The organism is Bradyrhizobium sp. (assembly GCF_019242285.1).
GTDB lineage: Bacteria > Pseudomonadota > Alphaproteobacteria > Rhizobiales > Xanthobacteraceae > Bradyrhizobium.
Genome location: NZ_JAFAVV010000702.1, coordinates 1 through 15,981, shown reverse-complemented (window position 1 = coordinate 15,981; position 15,981 = coordinate 1). Strand labels below are relative to the sequence as shown.

Here is a 15,981-nt window from a genome sequence, read left to right as displayed (position 1 = left end):
CAGCGGATCGCTCGGGAATTTCACCGCGAAACCGCGCATGGTCTGCTCGGCCAGCGCATAATCTCTCCGCTGCATGTAGCCGATGCCGAGGTCGAACTCGTCGCGCGGCGAATTCGATGGCGGCGCGGTGGCGAGCGTGCCGGTCGCGTTCGGATTGCCGGGCGGCGGCGCGCCCTGCTGCTGGTAGCGCGCGCCGGGCAGCTCCATCGGCTGGCCGGGCAGGCCAGCCGATTGCTGCGCCGGCATCGGCATCTGGCCGCCGCCGAGCGGCCGCGGCGCGCCCGGCGCATTCGGGTTCTGGCCGGGGTCGAAGGCGTCGCCACGGCGGCCTCCCGCGGCGGGCTCCTGGATCGGCGCGGGTGCGGCCATCTGCTGCTGATAGGGCGCCTGGGGCGGCGGATATCCCGGCTGCGGTGGCACATAGGCCTGCTGGGGCGGCGGATATCCGCCCGGCTGCTGCCCGTAGCCGCCCTGCCTCGGCGGCTCGTTGTAGGGCGGCTGGCTGCCTGGCGTCGGCGCGGCCGCGACGTTCGGCTGGGGCGGCGCGCCAGGCTGCGGCTGCGCCCCACCCTGAAACTGCCGCAGCTTCTCCTCAAGCTGGCGGTTGCGATATTGCAGCTCCTCGTTTTGGCCGGTGAGCTGCCTGAGCTGATTCTCCAGGCGCTGGATGCGCGCTTCCGGATCCTCGTCGTCCGACTGCGCCCGCACCGGACCGGCCCCAGACAGAGCAACGAGCGCGGCGATCGCCGCAGCCCCGGTTAACAGATGGAATCTGGATGACATTTTGCCCTGACGAGGATTTTGGCCCGACATCTGAAGCGGTGGCACATTGAGTGACGGAGTACGCCAAAAATGTGACTGATTCAAATCGCTTTGCGCGAGCCCCGCGGCAAACGAAACCGGCGCCCGAAAAAGGCGCCGGCTCGTCATGCAAGAGGATAAGCGCGGACGTTACGAGCTCGCGTTGAGCACCGTGACCGCGCGGCGGTTCTGCGACCAGCACGAGATGTCGTTGCAGACCGCGACCGGGCGTTCCTTGCCATAGGAGATCGTCCGCATTCGGCCCTGATCGATGCCGCGCGACACCATGAAGCTGCGGACCGATTGGGCGCGGCGCGCGCCGAGCGCGATGTTGTACTCGCGGGTGCCGCGTTCGTCGGCATGGCCCTCGATGGTGAAGGTGTAGCGCGGATACATCTGCAGCCACTGCACCTGCTTCTCGAGCGTGGCGATTGCCTGCGGGGTCAGGTCGGTCTGGTCGCTCTCGAAGAACACGCGGTCGCCGACATTGACGACGAAGTCCTGCTGGCTGCCCGGCGTCGCAGCGCTGGCGTTTGCATCCATGGTCAGGTTCTTGTTGGCGCAGGCGCCCATCGACAGCGCCACCGCGAGCACCGCGGCGAGCTTCAATCCCTGGAGGATACGCATTCGATATTTCATTCCGGAGCCTCCACGCTCAGGTCTTCAGACTGCCATCCGGTCTACAGGGCGATGGTTAAGCGAACGTTCCGTCAACCTTGATGCGGCGTTGCCAGAGACGGTCAAATGCCCCCCAACGGCGAAAAGCGACCACCATGGTTAATGGGTTGTAAATGTGGCGCGAGGGTGAAGCAAGGTCCACCGCCGATCGGGCGAAGGTTCTGGGCCCGGATTTTGAGCCGGAATCACCGCAAATGGCGCGGAAAACGATGGAACCGAAAGAAGCCGGCAATCTGGTGCAAACCTGCAACGTGCCGCCGATCACTCGTCAGGACGACGCGGCGACCTGGCCTTCGTCGCCGGACGATGGAACGAGCCACGGCGTTTCCGCACGCTCGAACAGCATCCGCCGCTCGAAGGCGGTCGAGCGCATCATTGGATAGCGCGCGAAGACTTTCTCCTTCAGGGCGGGAAAGTCCGCGGCCATCAGCCCCACCGGTTTCAATAACCCCGGGAACATCCTCGGCTCGGCGATGGTCTCGTGCAGGAACACCCGGCGATAGAACGCCTGATGCTCGGGGCGGACGATGGCCAGGCCGAGATCGGCCTTGAAATATTCGCAGGCCATGTAGGCCAGACGCAGGGTCACATAGGGCAGTTCCGGCAATCGGCGGGCCTTGTCGGGATCGGCCACGAAGCGCGCCGGATCGATGATCACCTCGCCGCGATCGAGCCGGGGCATCAGGATCTCCCCGAACGCCTCGGCTGAGCATGACTGCCGCCATTCCGGCGTGAGCACGCTGATCCGCACCGAGCTGAACAACTCACCGCGGATATGAATGCCGAAGGTCCAGGAATTGAGCAGGTCGTCGTACCGGTCGGTGACGCGCTGCTCGGCCGATTGCTTGACCGCGCCCTCGCGCAAATAGGCCCGATAGCGCAGGTTGTAGATGGCTTCCTTTTCCTCGGAATCGTTTGCGAGCCGATAATCGACTTGGTCCAGGAGATCCAACCTACTATTGCGGCCGGGAACCCCGCTGGTCGCTTCGGCAGACCTCATTCCTACCCCTCAACCCCAACAACTTGAACGCGTCCTCAGCAAGATTAACACCAGCCTACCATGGATGCAAAGGTATCTAATTATTAGCGTTAACGGAAATTAGCGGGTCGCACCCATGGTTGCACCCCGCTCGGCCCCGCCATGCACTCGGCGGGCTACGCGATCGACCGCGATGGAAGAACGATCGTCTCGTCGTCCGTCTGCCGGCGCCCGTGGGATGCGTCAAGGAGCTGGCGCACCCTCGCCGCAGGCACCGGGCGGCTGAACAGATAACCCTGGGCCTCCGAGACCGTGCCGTCGGCGGAGATCCGCTCCAGTTGCTCGTTGGTCTCGACGCCTTCGACCACGACCTGCATGCCGAGGTCGGCGGAAAGCCGTGCCACGCCCCGCAACAGCGTCAGCGGCCGGTCGGAGTCGATGCCCTCCAGGAAGGAGCGGTCGATCTTGACCTTCTGCAAGGGAAAATTGTGCAGATAGCTCAGGCTGGAATAGCCGGTGCCGAAATCGTCCAGCGAGATCCGGACCCCGATCGCCCGCAGTTGCGCCAGCACGTCGTGGGTGAGCTGGGTGTTGCGCAATAACGAGGATTCGGTGATTTCGATCTCAAGCCGACGCGCCGGCAGGCCCGAGACCTCCAGCGCATAGCGCACCTCGCTCAGCACGTCGCGCTGATGGAACTGCTGCGGCGAGAAATTGACCGCGACGCTGACGCCGTCCGGCCACTTCATGCACTCCATGCAGGCCTTGCGCAGGATCCAGCGGCCGAGATCGACAATCAGGCCCATGTCCTCGGCCACCGGAATGATGTCGACCGGCGACACCGTGCCCCGTATCGGATGGTTCCAGCGCAGCAGCGCCTCGCAGGTCGAAATCTTGCCGGACTTCAGGTTGACCAGCGGCTGATAGAACAGCTCGAACTCCTCGCTGGCGAGCGCCTTGCGCAGGTCCAATTCCAGAATGCGGCGCGCCTCGACGGTCTGCGCCATCTCGTCACGGAAGAAGCAGAAGGTACCGCGGCCGTCGGCCTTGGCGCGGTACAGCGCCATGTCGGCGTTCTTCAAGAGCGTATCCGCGCTCACGCCGGGAGACGCCATCGCGATGCCGACGCTGGCGCCGATCTCGACCAGATGATTGTCGATCTTGTAGCGTTCGCTCAGATGGTCGACGATGCGCCGGGCGAGGCTCGCGGCATCCTCGGCAGAGTGGATGTTCTGCTGGAACACCACGAACTCGTCGCCGCCGAACCGGGCCACGAAATCCTCCGGGCGCAGCATCTCGCGCAGGCGGAGGGCGACCGCGCACAGAAGCTGGTCGCCGCAGGGGTGACCCAGCGTGTCGTTGACCTGCTTGAACTGGTCGAGATCGACGAACAGCAGCGCCGACGCCTGCGCCGAATCGTGCGGCATCTTCAACAGCCGTTCGATCTCGTCGCGGAAATTGACGCGGTTGGGCAGCGCCGTGAGCTCGTCGTAGCGCGCCAGATGGCTGATCCTGGCCTCGGCGGTGCGCCGCTCGGTGATGTCCTCGAGCAGCACGACCGCTCCGCCGTCGGCCATCGGCTGGAACGTCCACGACAGTGAACGGCCGCGCAGGTCCGGATCGGTGGTGACGATCTCGCCGGCGTGCGCGTTCTCGATCTCGGACAGGATGACCTTGCCGCTCGCCGACGAGATCGAGCTGGAGGCGACGCAGGCATCGATGATGTGCCGCGCGTTGACCCCGCGCTGGACGATGTCGTCCGGCAGATTCATCATCTCGCTGAAGCGGTGATTGATGACGGCGAGCTGGCCGTCGGCGCGAAACATGCACAGGCCGTGCGGCATGTTGTTCAACGCGGTGTCGAACTGGCCGGCGAGCGCGGCCTCCCGGAAGCCTGAGGTCAGCGCGTTGACGAAGATGTGGTGGACGTTGAGGTTGATGTCCTTCAACCCGATGAAGAACAGGACCAGGAGCACTGCGAGACCGATGTAGTAGAAATCGCCATGCATCGCCAGCGCAAGCGACATCGGCCCGCAGGCGAACAGGATGTGCAACTGGATCAGCCGCGGATTGCCGTAATTGCGTGCCGCACCGCCGCCGGTGTAGCCGACCGTCACGGCGACGCAGAGCATCTGCGCCACCGCGTCGTTGCTGCCGAGGATGGTGATGAAGCACCAGGCGCCGAGCGCGCCGGCATAGGCGAGCGCGCTGACCGCATACCGCGGCTCGAAGGCTTTGGCCTGCTCGTAGCTCAGAACCGACGTGCGCCGCTCATGTTGCCGCATCTGGAAGGCGCGGGCCGTGCCGATGGCGACGATGGACAACGCACACGGCCACAGCAGCGGGTTGCCCGTCTTCAGCGCCGTCATGAAGGCGGCAACTGCCGCGCAGACGGTGCCGAAGAAGATCGGCCAGAAGTTCTGACACATGGAATCGACGAGCGCGGCATAGAGCACGGGCTCGAATTCCTTCTGGCTGCTTCGGCTCTTTTGGTCGACCAGCTGCATTCTGAAAAAACGCGCACGCCCTTCCCATAGATGCCCGTACTTCTACCGCTGGCAGATGAAGTCTTTCTGAGAAAACATCGTTAGCGAAAGGTTCTTGCAGACCCCGAACTGGGAGAATTTTCCAGATAATTCAGCACGATAGGTAAACCCCATCCCAACGGAGCACCCCGTTTCATTCCGGGGTCGGCCACCGCCGGCCTGCCCCCTCCCCGGGAAGCGGGCCGGCGCCGATGTGGCGCCCACGCCCTGCGTCATTCCCCGCATGGTGCCGCGTGGAGCGCGGCCTCGAGCCTTAACCAGAAGTTGAGATTCGAGCCTAATTTACGGTTAATCGGCTTTGTGAATCCGGGCGCAATAGGTATCTTGCTCCCCTAAGTCAGGTTCTGGAGGGCATTGATGACCGAAGCGCTGGTGGCTCGATCGGCGAAACTCGGCGATTCCTGCGTACGCGACATTCCGCGGCTGCTGTCGAAAGAGGAAATTCGCGATCTCTCGCAAATCGACAGTGTCAGATTCACGACCGCCGCGTTGCTCGAAGCCGGCCTGATCGTCGCCGCGGTCTGGATCAGCGAGGCCTGGTGGAATCCGCTCACTTACGCGCTCGCCGTCATCGTCATCGGCTCGCGGATCAACGGGCTCGGCGCGTTGATGCACGACGCCGCGCATTACCGTGGCTACAGGAACCGCGCCCTCAACGACGTCATCGGGGAGCTTCTGGCCCTGCCGACATCCGCATCGATGGCCGGCTATCGCAACACGCATTTCGCCCATCATCGCGAGCTCAACAGCGATAACGATCCGGACTGGCAGCGCAATCTCGGCTTGAGCGAATACGACTTCCCGGCCACGCCCGGAAGCATGCTGATGCGCATCACGCAGTATCTTTCGGGGCTGAAGACCGCCGGCGCCGTGTTCGGCTTTCACAAGAACAAGGAGACGCGCGACGTTCCCGCCGCGCTGACGCGGGCGCGCCTGGCGTTCTTTGCCGGCCTCCTGCTTGCGTCGATCGTGCTCGGCTTCTGGAAGCTGATCCTGCTCTACTGGATCGTTCCGCTTCTGACCGTGTTTCTGGCCATCCGGTACATCCGCAGCGTCGCCGAGCACTATGCGGTGGAGCACGAGCATGTGCTCAACGAAAGCCGCACCGTGCTCGCCCCGTTCTGGGAGCTCTGGCTGATCGCCCCGTGGGGGTTGAACTATCACCTCGAGCACCACCTGTTTCCGGGCGTACCCTGCTTCAGGCTCGGCGAGTTGCATCGGCTGCTGATGACGCGCGAGCCGTATCCGCGAATTGCGCATGTGACCCGCGGCTATTTCACCGGGCTGCTGCGCGACTGCGCGTCGGCTCGCCCCGAAGCGGCGGCAAAGGCGGCGGCCTGAGCGGCCGACGGCGACCGAAGCCCGCTGGCGGCGGTCGCGCCTGCAAATGCCGCGCGATCAGGACAACAGCGGCGACCAGGCCGGATCGGACGCGTAGCCCGGGGTCGGCACCCTCAATTCGTTCCGTCCCGAGACGTCGATCGTATAGAGCGAGGGGCCGGCATTGCCGCCGGGATCGCGGAAGAACATCAGCACGCGGCCATTGGGCGCGAAGGTCGGACCTTCGTTGTGGAAGCCCGAGGTGAGGATACGTTCGTCCGAGCCGTCCGGCTTGATCAGCCCGATCGCGAACTGCCCGCCGCCCTGCCGGGTGAAGGCGATGTAGTCGCCGCGCGGCGACCACACCGGCGTCGAATAGCTCGCGTTGACGTCGTCCTTGGCGAACGAGATGCGCTGCGCTGGTCCGCCGTTGGCGGACATCACATAGATCTGCGGCCGGCCGCCGCGATCGGATTCGAAACAGATCTGACTGCCGTCGGGCGAATAGGACGGCGAGGTGTCGATCGCCGGGGTGTCGGTCAGGCGGGTGGTCGACTTGGAGCGCAGATCCATCACGAACAGATTGGAGTTGCCGCCCTGCTGCAGGCTCATGATGATGCGCTGGCCGTCAGGCGAGAAGCGCGGCGAGAACGACATGCCGGGGAAGTTGCCGACAATCTCGCGCTGGCCGGTCTCGATGTTGTAGAGGTAGACGCGCGGGTCACCCTGCCCGAACTCCATATAGGTGATCTCCTGGCTCGACGGCGAGAAGCGCGGCGTCAGCACGAGATCGGAGCCTTTGGTCAGATAGTGCACGTTGGCGCCATCCTGATCCATGATCGCGAGCCGCTTGACGCGCCGCTCGGCCGCTCCGCTTTCGTCGACGAACACGACCCGGCTATCGAAATAGCCCTTCTCACCGGTCATCCGCTCGTAGATCTGGTCGGAGATGATGTGCGCGATCCGCCGCCAATATTCCGGCGCGGTGAAATATTGCTGGCCGGCGAGCGGCTGGCCGGAGGTGACGTCCCACAGCCGGAACTCGGCTTTCAGCCGTCCGTCGCCCTGGCGCGCGATGCGGCCAGTGACCAGCGCCTGCGCGTTGATGGTCTTCCAGTTCTGGAAGTTCGGCATAGCGTCGAAATTGATGTTGCGCTCGATGAACGCCGCCTGGTCGATCGGCGCGAACAGTCCGCTGCGTTTCAGGTTGTTGGTGATGACCTGCGTGACGCCGGCGCCGGCGTCGCCGTCCGCTGGCCCCCCGGAAACGAAATTCGGAATCGCGATCGGGATCGGTTGGAACGAATTCGGATCGACGCGGATACGCCCCTGCGCGAGGGCGGAGCGACTGCCCAGCGTGGCGACGGCCAGGCCGCCGGTCACCATCATGAAGCGACGTCGGTCGACAAACGGAGCCTTGCTCATGCGAGTTGCGCCTTCAGGTTCTAAATCACAGCAAATCTTTGAGGCCGAAGGTCATCGGAATATATTTCCAGGTATCGTACTGCGCCTTTGGCAGAAAGGCGTAGGCTTGGCACTGCTCGACGGCGCGCCGGGCGCTCTCCGCCATGGCGTTGCCGACCGACCTTGACGGACCGCGCACGCCGACGATCGCCGGCTGGCCTGCGACCGTGCCGTCCTGATTGAGATTGATGTCGAGATCGACCTCGAACTGGTCGGCATCCTGGCCGTTGTAGGGGAACGTGAAACAGCGCCGGACGGCGGCGACGAACGCGCCTTTCCAGGTCGCGACGATCGCCTGGGAATTGCCGGTATGCAAGCCAAGCGCCGCGTTCGAATTCAGCGCTGCGCCAGTGAGCGACTGCCGGGTCGGATCGCGCTTGTCGAGCAGTTGCGCGATCTTGCTCTGGTCGAACACGCGTTCCTGCTTCGGCTTCGGCGGCTGCGGCGGCGCCGCCTTGGCCTCCTGCGGCGTCGGCTTCGGTTTCGGCTTCTTGGCGTCCTCGGACTTCAAAGCTTCCGCAATCGGATCGACCTTGGCCGGATCGGGCTTCTTTTCCGCCTCTTTCGGCTTGGTCTCCTGCTTGGGCGGATCGGGCTTTTTCTCGACCGGCTTCTCCACGGGCTTCGGCGGCGGCTGCGGGGCGGTCGAGGTCGTGATCTCCTTCTCGGTGACCTTGCCGACCGCCTCGTCGATCGGCTTGGCCTCGGCGACCTTCTCCACCAGCGGCTTCGGCTTGTCCTTCTCGCCGTTCTTGATGCCGGCGGTCATCTTGGCGAGCTGGTCGGTGGTGATGATGTCGACAGGCAACGACTCCTCCGGCACCTCGAATGAGCGCGCCGCGAACGAGATCAGCCCCCATCCGAGCACGAGAACGTGGAGGGTGATCGAGGCAATGAGGGTCCTGTCGACTTTCACCGTCGTGTGTCTATCCCTGGTCCACTTCCGTCACCAGCGCGACGCGGCGGAAGCCGGCGGCGGAAAGCCGCCCCATCACCTTCATCACCGTGCCGTAATCGACCTTCTTGTCGCCGCGGAGGAAAATCCTCTCATCCAGTCCGGCGCGCGCTTCCGTGATGGCCTTCAGCTTCGGCACCAGATCGTCGAGCGGGATCTCCGTCTCGTTGAGAAAAACCTGTCCTTTCAGATTGACCGAGAGAGTCAGCGGGTTCTTGTCCTGGTCGAGGCTCTTGGCCTGGGTCTGCGGCAGGTCGAGCGGCACGCCCACGGTCAGCAGCGGCGCCGACACCATGAAGATGATCAACAGCACCAGCATCACGTCGACCATCGGCGTGACGTTGATCTCCGCCATCACGACGGCCCTGCGGCGGCCACGACGGTGACCGCCACCGGATGAACTTGCCGCGCTCATCGCCATGTCAGGTTCCCAACCTCCGTCTGCATCATACCGTCCCTCAGCCGCGCTCGTCGATCTGGCGGGACAAGATGGCTGAAAATTCATCGGCGAAGCCTTCGAGCCGCTGCGCCTGCCGGTTCACCTCCGAGGTGAACTTGTTGTAGAAGATCGTGGCCGGAATCGCGGCGATCAGGCCGATCGCGGTGGCGAACAGCGCCTCCGCAATGCCCGGCGCGACCACCGCAAGCGAGGTATTCTTCGAGGCGGCGATCGACTGGAAGCTCGACATGATGCCCCAGACGGTGCCGAACAATCCGACGAACGGGCCGGCCGAGCCGACGGTGGCGAGTACCAGAAGGCGACGTTCCAGCCGCTCGATCTCGCGCGCGATCGAAACGTTCATCACCTTCTCGATCCGCATCTGCAGACCGGCGAAGGAACGCGCGTGGCTCTCGAACGAGCGCTTCCACTCGCGCATCGCGGCGACGAAGCAGGCCGCCATCGACTGCGTCGGCTTGGCCGACAGGGAGCGATAGAGCTCCTCGATCGATTCGCCTGACCAGAAGGCCTGCTCGAAGCGATCCATGGAGCGGCGGGTGCGCGAATACAGAAACGTCTTGTCGATCGCAATCGCCCAGACCCAGACCGAGCAGGACAAGAGCCCCAGCATGACGGCCTTCACGATCCAATGGGCCTGCCAGAACAGCGCGATGAGCGATACATCGGCGGATGGCAGCGGCAATGCTGCCTGGGCCACATCGGCTGGGTTCATCGAAAGGTTCCTCTCAACGCAAGCGTCCCAACATCCCTCCGTCAGCGGATGGCTGGCGGTCCACACCCGCGCGGCTTAGCGCTGTGGTAAAGCACTTGCGCAGAAAAGCCCTGTCTGGTCGCATTGGGGGGCCCGCCGAAGCCTTGGGGCCCTATCTCCCGCCAACATGTCAAAACAAGGGCTAATTCACGCGGCTTTACAGCCTCAACCAAAGGCTACGCGTGGTTAAGACTCGGTTACCAAAGAGGATTGGTTATTGCGTCAAATGTGACGCTTTCCAAGGACATCCCGGGGTCAATTGTCGCAGCCATGCAAAAAGAGCCGCCCGTCTGCGGGTTCCGCAAACGGGCGGCTCATTGGCCGTCAGGCTGGGGGCGATGCGCCTGAAGCCGATATTTAGCTCTGAGGTGGCGCCTGGTCGTTCGGTGGGGTCGGGCGGCTGCGATGCTGGGCCATGAAGGCGTCGAACTCCTCCTTGTCCTTGGCGTGGCGCAGGCGGCTCAGGAATTCCTTGAATTCCTTTTGCTCCTCCTCGAGGCGGCGCAGCGTTTCGCTGCGGTATTCATCGAAGGCTCTGTTGCCGCTGGAGGGCGGTCCGAAGCCGAAACCATGGCGCTCCATGCGATCGCGCATCCGCTCCATCTTCCACTGCATCCGCTCCATCTTGTTCTGCCAGCGATCCGGCCGGCCTTCGAAGTCTCCACGATTCCAACACGCCATCTTTCTGCTCCCGAGGGTGAAAAAGAGAAGGGCAAGCCCAATCGGCCACCAGATCAGGAAACCCAGGATGGTCACGGCGATCCACCCGGGGTGCCAGGGGGTCTCGAGCATGTGCGGCCGATAGGGCCGGTAGGGCTCCTCGGCGGGGCCGCGCCACCGATTGACGTCTGCGCTGTAGGCCATGTCCATCTCCGTCACGGCATCACGCCGCTGTGAATGTAAATAACATTTACATAGGTAGCCAATCCTGAATTTTTGTCAAGGCGGCCTCGCCGCCCGCCATTCCAATTATTTTTGAAATATTATTTCGGCTTGCCCCAGGGGCCGGCCGGCTTTTCGTCGGCCTGCCCTTTCCCGTCCTGCGCCCGGCCATCGGTCGCAAAGCCGAGGCCACGCAGATAGATCAGCACCTCGGCTTCCAAGAGTTCGTCCGGCGACATCGGCAGCTTGCGGCGCGCGGCGTCACCGCGCGCGAACAGCGAGGCCACGCCATGCGACATCGACCAGATGTGCAGCGCCATCATCATCGCCGGCGGACGCGGCACGCCGGGCGGCGCCAGTGCCGCGAGCCGCTCGGCCGCGGCGCGGATCACCGCAAAGGCGCGCTCGCCTGCCGCCATCAGGGCTGGATTGGCATCCGAGGGCAGGCCGGATTCGAACATCGCCGAGTAGAACGATGGCTCCTCGCGCGCGAACGCGAGATAGGCCTTGCCCACGCGCTCGAACGCCGTGACGGTGTCGGGACGGCCGTCATCCCAGGCCTGCGCAAGCGCCGCCTCGAACTGCTCGAAGCCGCGCTGGGCGATCGAGGACAACAGTTCGTCACGGTCGCGGAAGTGGCGATACGGTGCCGCCGGGCTGACGCCGGCCATGCGCGCGGCATCCGCGAAGGTGAAGCCGGCGGCACCCTTTTGCGCGATCAGGTCGAGCGCCGCCTGCAGCAGCGCCTCCTTGAGGTTGCCGTGATGATAGCCGCGTTCGGCGCGGCGCTGCTCCTTCCGCCAGCTCATGTGAAGAGCTCTTACATGAGCCAACGGTGAAGGTCACTAGCGATGTGGATGGTCGGGCGCGCCGTACGATCCACGGGCGGCTAGCCGCCGGGAATCGGGAGCACCGGCATGATCTCGACCGATTGGCCGGGGAAGATCGCAAAATGCGGATGATTCTCGAACATCCGGGCAGCCGCCTCGTGCGAGGCGGCACGCACCACCGTGAAGGCGGTCAGCGCGTTGCCGGCATCGGCAATGCCGCCCTGATCGACCTGCTTGGTCTTGCCGAGTGGACCGCCCATGGTGACGATCGCCCCCTGATGCTTCTCGACCCATGCCTTCCATGCGGCCATCCCCTGCTGTTGCCGGGCGTTCCGTTCCGCCTCGGAGAGCGCGTTCCAGGCCGCCATTTGCGGGCTGTTCTTGCTGCCGAGAAAAACCGCGAGATAGGTGTCATTGGTGCTCATGATTGTCCTTTCCTGTTGGAACTCGTGGGAATGGTCGGGGCTCAGGAGCGCCGCTGCAGTTCCTCGAAGCCGGCGGCGGCCTCGCGCACATCGGCAGGGAAATCAGCCATCTCCTGCACCCGGCGGATCTCGATGGTCTCGTTCTCGCCGGCCGGGCATTTTTTCGCCCAGGCGACCGCCTCCTCCAGTGAGGCCACATCGATCATCCAGTAGCCACCGATCACCTCCTTGGCCTCGGCGAAAGGGCCGTCGGTCACGATTGGTTTACCGCCGGGAAAGGAGACCCGCGCACCCATCGAGGGCGGATGCAGGCCGTCGAGGGCGAGCAGAACGCCAGCCTCCTTCAGCGCCGTGTTGAATTTCATCATCTCTGTCACGCGCTCGGGATCGAGCTTCGCATCGGGCGGCGCGGACTCGTAGCCCTTGGGAATCATCAGCATCATGTATCGCATGTCGTCGTTCCTTTGCCTCAGCGGCGACCGTGTCGGGGTCTATTTCCTGAACGTCTGGGCGCGCAGGCGCGCCTCGTTTTCGCGCAGTTCGGGCGTCAACTGCTCGCCGAAATCCTCCGGTGCGAATACCTGCCGGATCTCGATCTCGGCGCCGCCATCGAACGGCGCCCGCTTCATCCAGGCGATCGCCTCGTCGAGCGACTTGGTTTCGATCAGCCAGAAGCCGGCGACGAGATCGTTGGTGAGATCGAACGGACCGTGCCTGACGCTGGCGTTCGCGCCGGCATATTTCAGCCGTGCGCCACGTGAGGTCGGATGCAGTCCCTCACCCGCCTGCATGACACCCGCCTCGACCATCTCCTCGTTGAACTTGCCCATCGCGGCCAACAACTCGGTGCTCGGCATCACGCCGGCCTCGGAATCCTGGCTTGCCTTTACGATCACCATGAAGCGCATCATCACTCTCCGCTTGGTTCGCTCTTCCTCAAGACGCACGGCATCCTGCGACGCCGACATGCAGATGAAATTATTCGCTAGGTCATTGCGGCAGACCCGCGGACCCGGCTCAATCGTCGATCGCCTGATAGGCCGAGGTCCAGAAATCGGCCATCACCGCGGGCATGACCGGCGATTCCATCATGCGCTGGGTCAGGAGGATGCCGGTGAGCCCTTCCTTCGGGTCGGAATACCAGGACGTGCCGTAACCGCCCTCCCAGCCGAAGCGGCCGGGCACGTTGCAGAGATGATCGCGCCGGGTGAACACCGACACGCCGAAACCCCAGCCGCGATTGTCGGCGAAGAACAGCTCCGAGCCGAGCTTCTGCGGCTCCGAGAGCTGGTCGGTGGTCATCAGTTCGACCGAGGGCCGCGACAGGATCCGTTCGCTGCCGAGCCGCCCGCCGTTCAGGAGCATCTGCGCAAAGGCATTGAAGTCTTCGGCGGTCGAGACCAGCCCTGCGCTCGCATTCTCGAACACCGGAGGGCTCGCGAACTTGCCGGTGACGGGATCGTCGAACACCTTGAGCTGCTGCGTTTCCCGGTCACGGACATAAGTCGTGGCCAGACGATGGTGCTTCTCCTTCGGCACGTAAAAGCCGGTGTCATTCATGCCGAGCGGGGCGAAGATGCGTTGCTCCATGAACTTGCCCAGCGACTGGCCCGAGACGCGCGCGATCAATACGCCAAGCATTTCCGAGCCGACATTGTAGAGCCAGCGCTCGCCGGGCTGAAACACCAATGGCAGCGTGCCGTAGCGCCGCATCAATTCATCCGGCGGAAAGCTGGGAAAAACAGGTCCTGGCGCCAGGCCGATGACCGTGATCGCCTTCTGGATCGGATAGCGGTCAGGAAACACCGGGATCATCCCATAGCCGAGGCGAAACGTGAGGATGTCGCGCAGCGTGATCGCGCGCTTCGCCGGCACGGTATCGTCGATCTCGGACTCCATCGTGCGCAGGACTTTGCGGTTGGCGAGCTCGGGCAGATATTCCTCGACGGAATCGTCGAGCCGCAGCCGGCACTCCTCGACCAGGATCATCGCGGCCACGGCCGCGACCGGCTTGGTCATCGAGGCGATGCGGAAGATGCTGTCGCGCTGCATCGGCGCACCGCCGATCGCCATCGCGCCGATCGCGTCGGCATGTATCTCGCCATGGCGGCTCACGAGGGCGACGAGGCCGGGCACGCCGCCGCTCTCGACATGACGCGCCATGGTGTCGTGCATGCGTTTCAGCCGGGCGTTCGACAAGCCGCTGGTCGTTCCGTGCATGGTCAGCTCCCTTCGGGCCGTTCAAACGTTGACGAGGAAAGGACGAATGCGCTCGCAGCGCACCGACATCCCACTCGTAAATTTATTTTGAGCCGGCTTCCCAGCGCCGCACCGGCTCGACGGCATCATCGGGGAACGATTCGAAAATCGGCGCGGCCAGGATCGCACGCATGTGAAGGGTTCCGCTGCCGATGTTGCGGAAGCCGTGACGGCGCTCGGCGGGCACCACGACCGACTGGCCGGCCGTGACCACGATGCGCTCGTCTCCGATCCAGACCTCCGCCTCGCCCTCACAGACGGTCAGGATTTCCTCCACGCGGTGCCGATGGGTCGGCGCCCCGGCGCCCGGCACGACCCATTGCTCGAACAGGCACAATTGCGCGGCACCGTTCTGCGCCGAGACCAGCATGCGGGTTTCGACACCGGCGCGCCATCGTTCCAGCGGCAAATCGCCGGGATTGCTGACGATCATGATCGATACCTCCCTTGTGGCCATATTCTAAGCCTGAGTGAAGCCCTTTGCGCCGTGATAGGATGCCGCGTCCGCCTCACTCCGCAATTCAGGATTCGAGATTTTGATGGCCCCCTCCCCGCCCAAAGTCGCGCTTGTCACAGGGGCCGCGCGCGGCATCGGCCTCGCCACGGCCAGACGCTTTCTCGCCGAAGGCTGGCGCGTCGCCTTGCTCGACATCGAGCACGGACTGCTCCATGCGGCGGTCGCGGCGCTCGCAGAGTCCGACGGGACGCTCGAGCTCACTTGCGATGTCTCCGATGCCGCCGCCGTCGGCAAGGCTATCGATGACGTGGCAAGGCGCTTCGGCCGGCTGGATGCGCTCATCAACAATGCCGGCGTCGCCGTCTTCGCGCCGCTCCTGGAAACGTCGGACGCCGACTGGAACCGGATTCTCGCGGTCAATCTCACCGGCCCCTTCCTGTGCACCAGGGCCGCCGCGCCCCTGATGCGCGTGCATGGCGGCGGCGCGATCGTCAACGTCACATCGATCTCGGCGGTGCGCGCCTCCACGCTGCGCTCGGCCTACGGCACCAGCAAAGCGGGCCTTGCCCACCTGACCAAGCAGCTCGCGGTCGAGCTCGCTCCCCTCGGCATCCGCGTCAATGCCGTGGCGCCCGGCCCGGTCGACACCGCGATGGCGAAAGCCGTGCATACGCCGGACATCCGCGCCGACTATCACGATGCGATCCCGCTCAATCGCTACGGTCTCGAAGAGGAGCTGGCGGAGGCCATCTTCTTCCTGAGCAGCGACCGCGCGAGCTACATCACCGGGCAGGTGCTGGCGGTCGACGGCGGCTTCGACGCCGCGGGCATTGGCCTGCCGACGTTGCGGGGCACGCGGAGAAACGGATAGACGACGGCTCATGGTGTACCGGAGTTCGCAGAAAACGGTCGTGCGCGTCGGCCTCACCCGGATCATTCTCGTCGTCCTGCTGGGCGCGGTATTGTGGCTGTTCGCCTCGGTGCTGGCGCGCGCGGAGGTACGCATTCTCGCGAGTCCCGGCGGCCAGGTCGGCGATTTCCTCGATTTGTTCGAGACCGTGCGCGCTTCGGGCGAACGCGTCGTGATCGACGGCCCCTGCCTGTCGGCCTGCACGCTGGTGCTCAGCATCGTGCCGAGCCAGCGCATCTGCGTCACCCGGCGCGCCGTGCTCGG

At 64.4% G+C, this 15,981-nt stretch carries 17 protein-coding genes and 1 pseudogene; 3 read left to right on the top strand and 15 right to left on the bottom strand.

All coding sequences use genetic code 11. The features are described 5' to 3' along the window. The 4 genes from JOY90_RS28395 to JOY90_RS28380 all read right to left on the bottom strand — a co-directional run. Positions 1–783 (bottom strand): tol-pal system protein YbgF (locus tag JOY90_RS28395; RefSeq protein WP_291694408.1); only part of this gene is annotated, 783 nt, incomplete at its 3' end. Positions 784–951: 168 nt separating this feature from the next. Then, a complete protein-coding gene (pal, locus tag JOY90_RS28390; protein WP_291694407.1) occupies positions 952–1,440 on the bottom strand; it encodes a peptidoglycan-associated lipoprotein Pal in 489 nt (162 codons plus the stop codon). Positions 1,441–1,747: 307 nt separating this feature from the next. Continuing rightward, the gene (locus JOY90_RS28385; RefSeq protein WP_291694406.1) at positions 1,748–2,479 is read right to left on the bottom strand and encodes a hypothetical protein; all 732 of its coding nucleotides are present in this window, start codon (positions 2,477–2,479) and stop codon (positions 1,748–1,750) included. A 155-nt stretch (positions 2,480–2,634) separates the two neighbouring features. After that, positions 2,635–4,965: an EAL domain-containing protein gene (locus JOY90_RS28380; RefSeq protein WP_291694405.1), complete on the bottom strand. Its 2,331-nt coding sequence runs from the start codon at positions 4,963–4,965 to the stop codon at positions 2,635–2,637. 396 nt (positions 4,966–5,361) lie between these two features. On the opposite strand from JOY90_RS28380, the gene JOY90_RS28375 reads away from it, so the two are divergent. Next, complete coding sequence (locus JOY90_RS28375) at positions 5,362–6,345, top strand: fatty acid desaturase family protein (RefSeq protein WP_291694404.1); 984 nt, start codon at positions 5,362–5,364, stop codon at positions 6,343–6,345. A gap of 57 nt (positions 6,346–6,402) precedes the next feature. Here JOY90_RS28375 and tolB read toward each other — a convergent pair whose 3' ends face one another. From tolB to JOY90_RS28320, 11 genes are all read right to left on the bottom strand, one after another. Then, positions 6,403–7,749 (bottom strand): Tol-Pal system beta propeller repeat protein TolB, encoded by a 1,347-nt coding sequence (gene tolB / locus JOY90_RS28370; RefSeq protein ID WP_291694403.1) that lies wholly within the window; start codon positions 7,747–7,749, stop codon positions 6,403–6,405. A 25-nt stretch (positions 7,750–7,774) separates the two neighbouring features. After that, entirely contained in the window at positions 7,775–8,704 is a 930-nt protein-coding gene (locus JOY90_RS28365) for a protein TolA (RefSeq protein ID WP_291694402.1), read from the bottom strand. A gap of 10 nt (positions 8,705–8,714) precedes the next feature. Next, positions 8,715–9,164 (bottom strand): protein TolR, encoded by a 450-nt coding sequence (gene tolR, locus JOY90_RS28360; protein ID WP_291694401.1) that lies wholly within the window; start codon positions 9,162–9,164, stop codon positions 8,715–8,717. A gap of 37 nt (positions 9,165–9,201) precedes the next feature. Beyond that, the gene (gene tolQ / locus JOY90_RS28355) at positions 9,202–9,915 is read right to left on the bottom strand and encodes a protein TolQ (RefSeq protein ID WP_291694400.1); all 714 of its coding nucleotides are present in this window, start codon (positions 9,913–9,915) and stop codon (positions 9,202–9,204) included. Positions 9,916–10,311: 396 nt separating this feature from the next. Then, positions 10,312–10,818: a DUF2852 domain-containing protein gene (locus JOY90_RS28350; protein WP_291694399.1), complete on the bottom strand. Its 507-nt coding sequence runs from the start codon at positions 10,816–10,818 to the stop codon at positions 10,312–10,314. Between the two features lie 119 nt (positions 10,819–10,937). Continuing rightward, entirely contained in the window at positions 10,938–11,645 is a 708-nt protein-coding gene (locus JOY90_RS28345) for a TetR/AcrR family transcriptional regulator (protein ID WP_291694398.1), read from the bottom strand. Between the two features lie 80 nt (positions 11,646–11,725). Then, complete coding sequence (locus JOY90_RS28340) at positions 11,726–12,091, bottom strand: hypothetical protein (RefSeq protein WP_291694397.1); 366 nt, start codon at positions 12,089–12,091, stop codon at positions 11,726–11,728. A gap of 41 nt (positions 12,092–12,132) precedes the next feature. After that, entirely contained in the window at positions 12,133–12,543 is a 411-nt protein-coding gene (locus JOY90_RS28335) for a YciI family protein (RefSeq protein ID WP_291694396.1), read from the bottom strand. Positions 12,544–12,582: 39 nt separating this feature from the next. Next, complete coding sequence (locus tag JOY90_RS28330; RefSeq protein WP_291694409.1) at positions 12,583–12,999, bottom strand: YciI family protein; 417 nt, start codon at positions 12,997–12,999, stop codon at positions 12,583–12,585. Between the two features lie 109 nt (positions 13,000–13,108). After that, positions 13,109–14,311 (bottom strand): serine hydrolase, encoded by a 1,203-nt coding sequence (locus JOY90_RS28325; protein ID WP_291694395.1) that lies wholly within the window; start codon positions 14,309–14,311, stop codon positions 13,109–13,111. An 82-nt stretch (positions 14,312–14,393) separates the two neighbouring features. Beyond that, positions 14,394–14,783 (bottom strand): cupin domain-containing protein, encoded by a 390-nt coding sequence (locus tag JOY90_RS28320; protein WP_291694394.1) that lies wholly within the window; start codon positions 14,781–14,783, stop codon positions 14,394–14,396. A gap of 106 nt (positions 14,784–14,889) precedes the next feature. On the opposite strand from JOY90_RS28320, the gene JOY90_RS28315 reads away from it, so the two are divergent. Both JOY90_RS28315 and JOY90_RS28310 read left to right on the top strand, forming a co-directional pair. Beyond that, positions 14,890–15,678 carry an SDR family NAD(P)-dependent oxidoreductase gene (locus tag JOY90_RS28315; protein ID WP_291694393.1) on the top strand — a complete coding sequence of 263 codons (789 nt, stop codon included), beginning with the start codon at positions 14,890–14,892 and terminating at the stop codon, positions 15,676–15,678. A 10-nt stretch (positions 15,679–15,688) separates the two neighbouring features. Then, positions 15,689–15,981 (top strand): annotated as a pseudogene (locus tag JOY90_RS28310) (hypothetical protein); the annotation flags it as partial.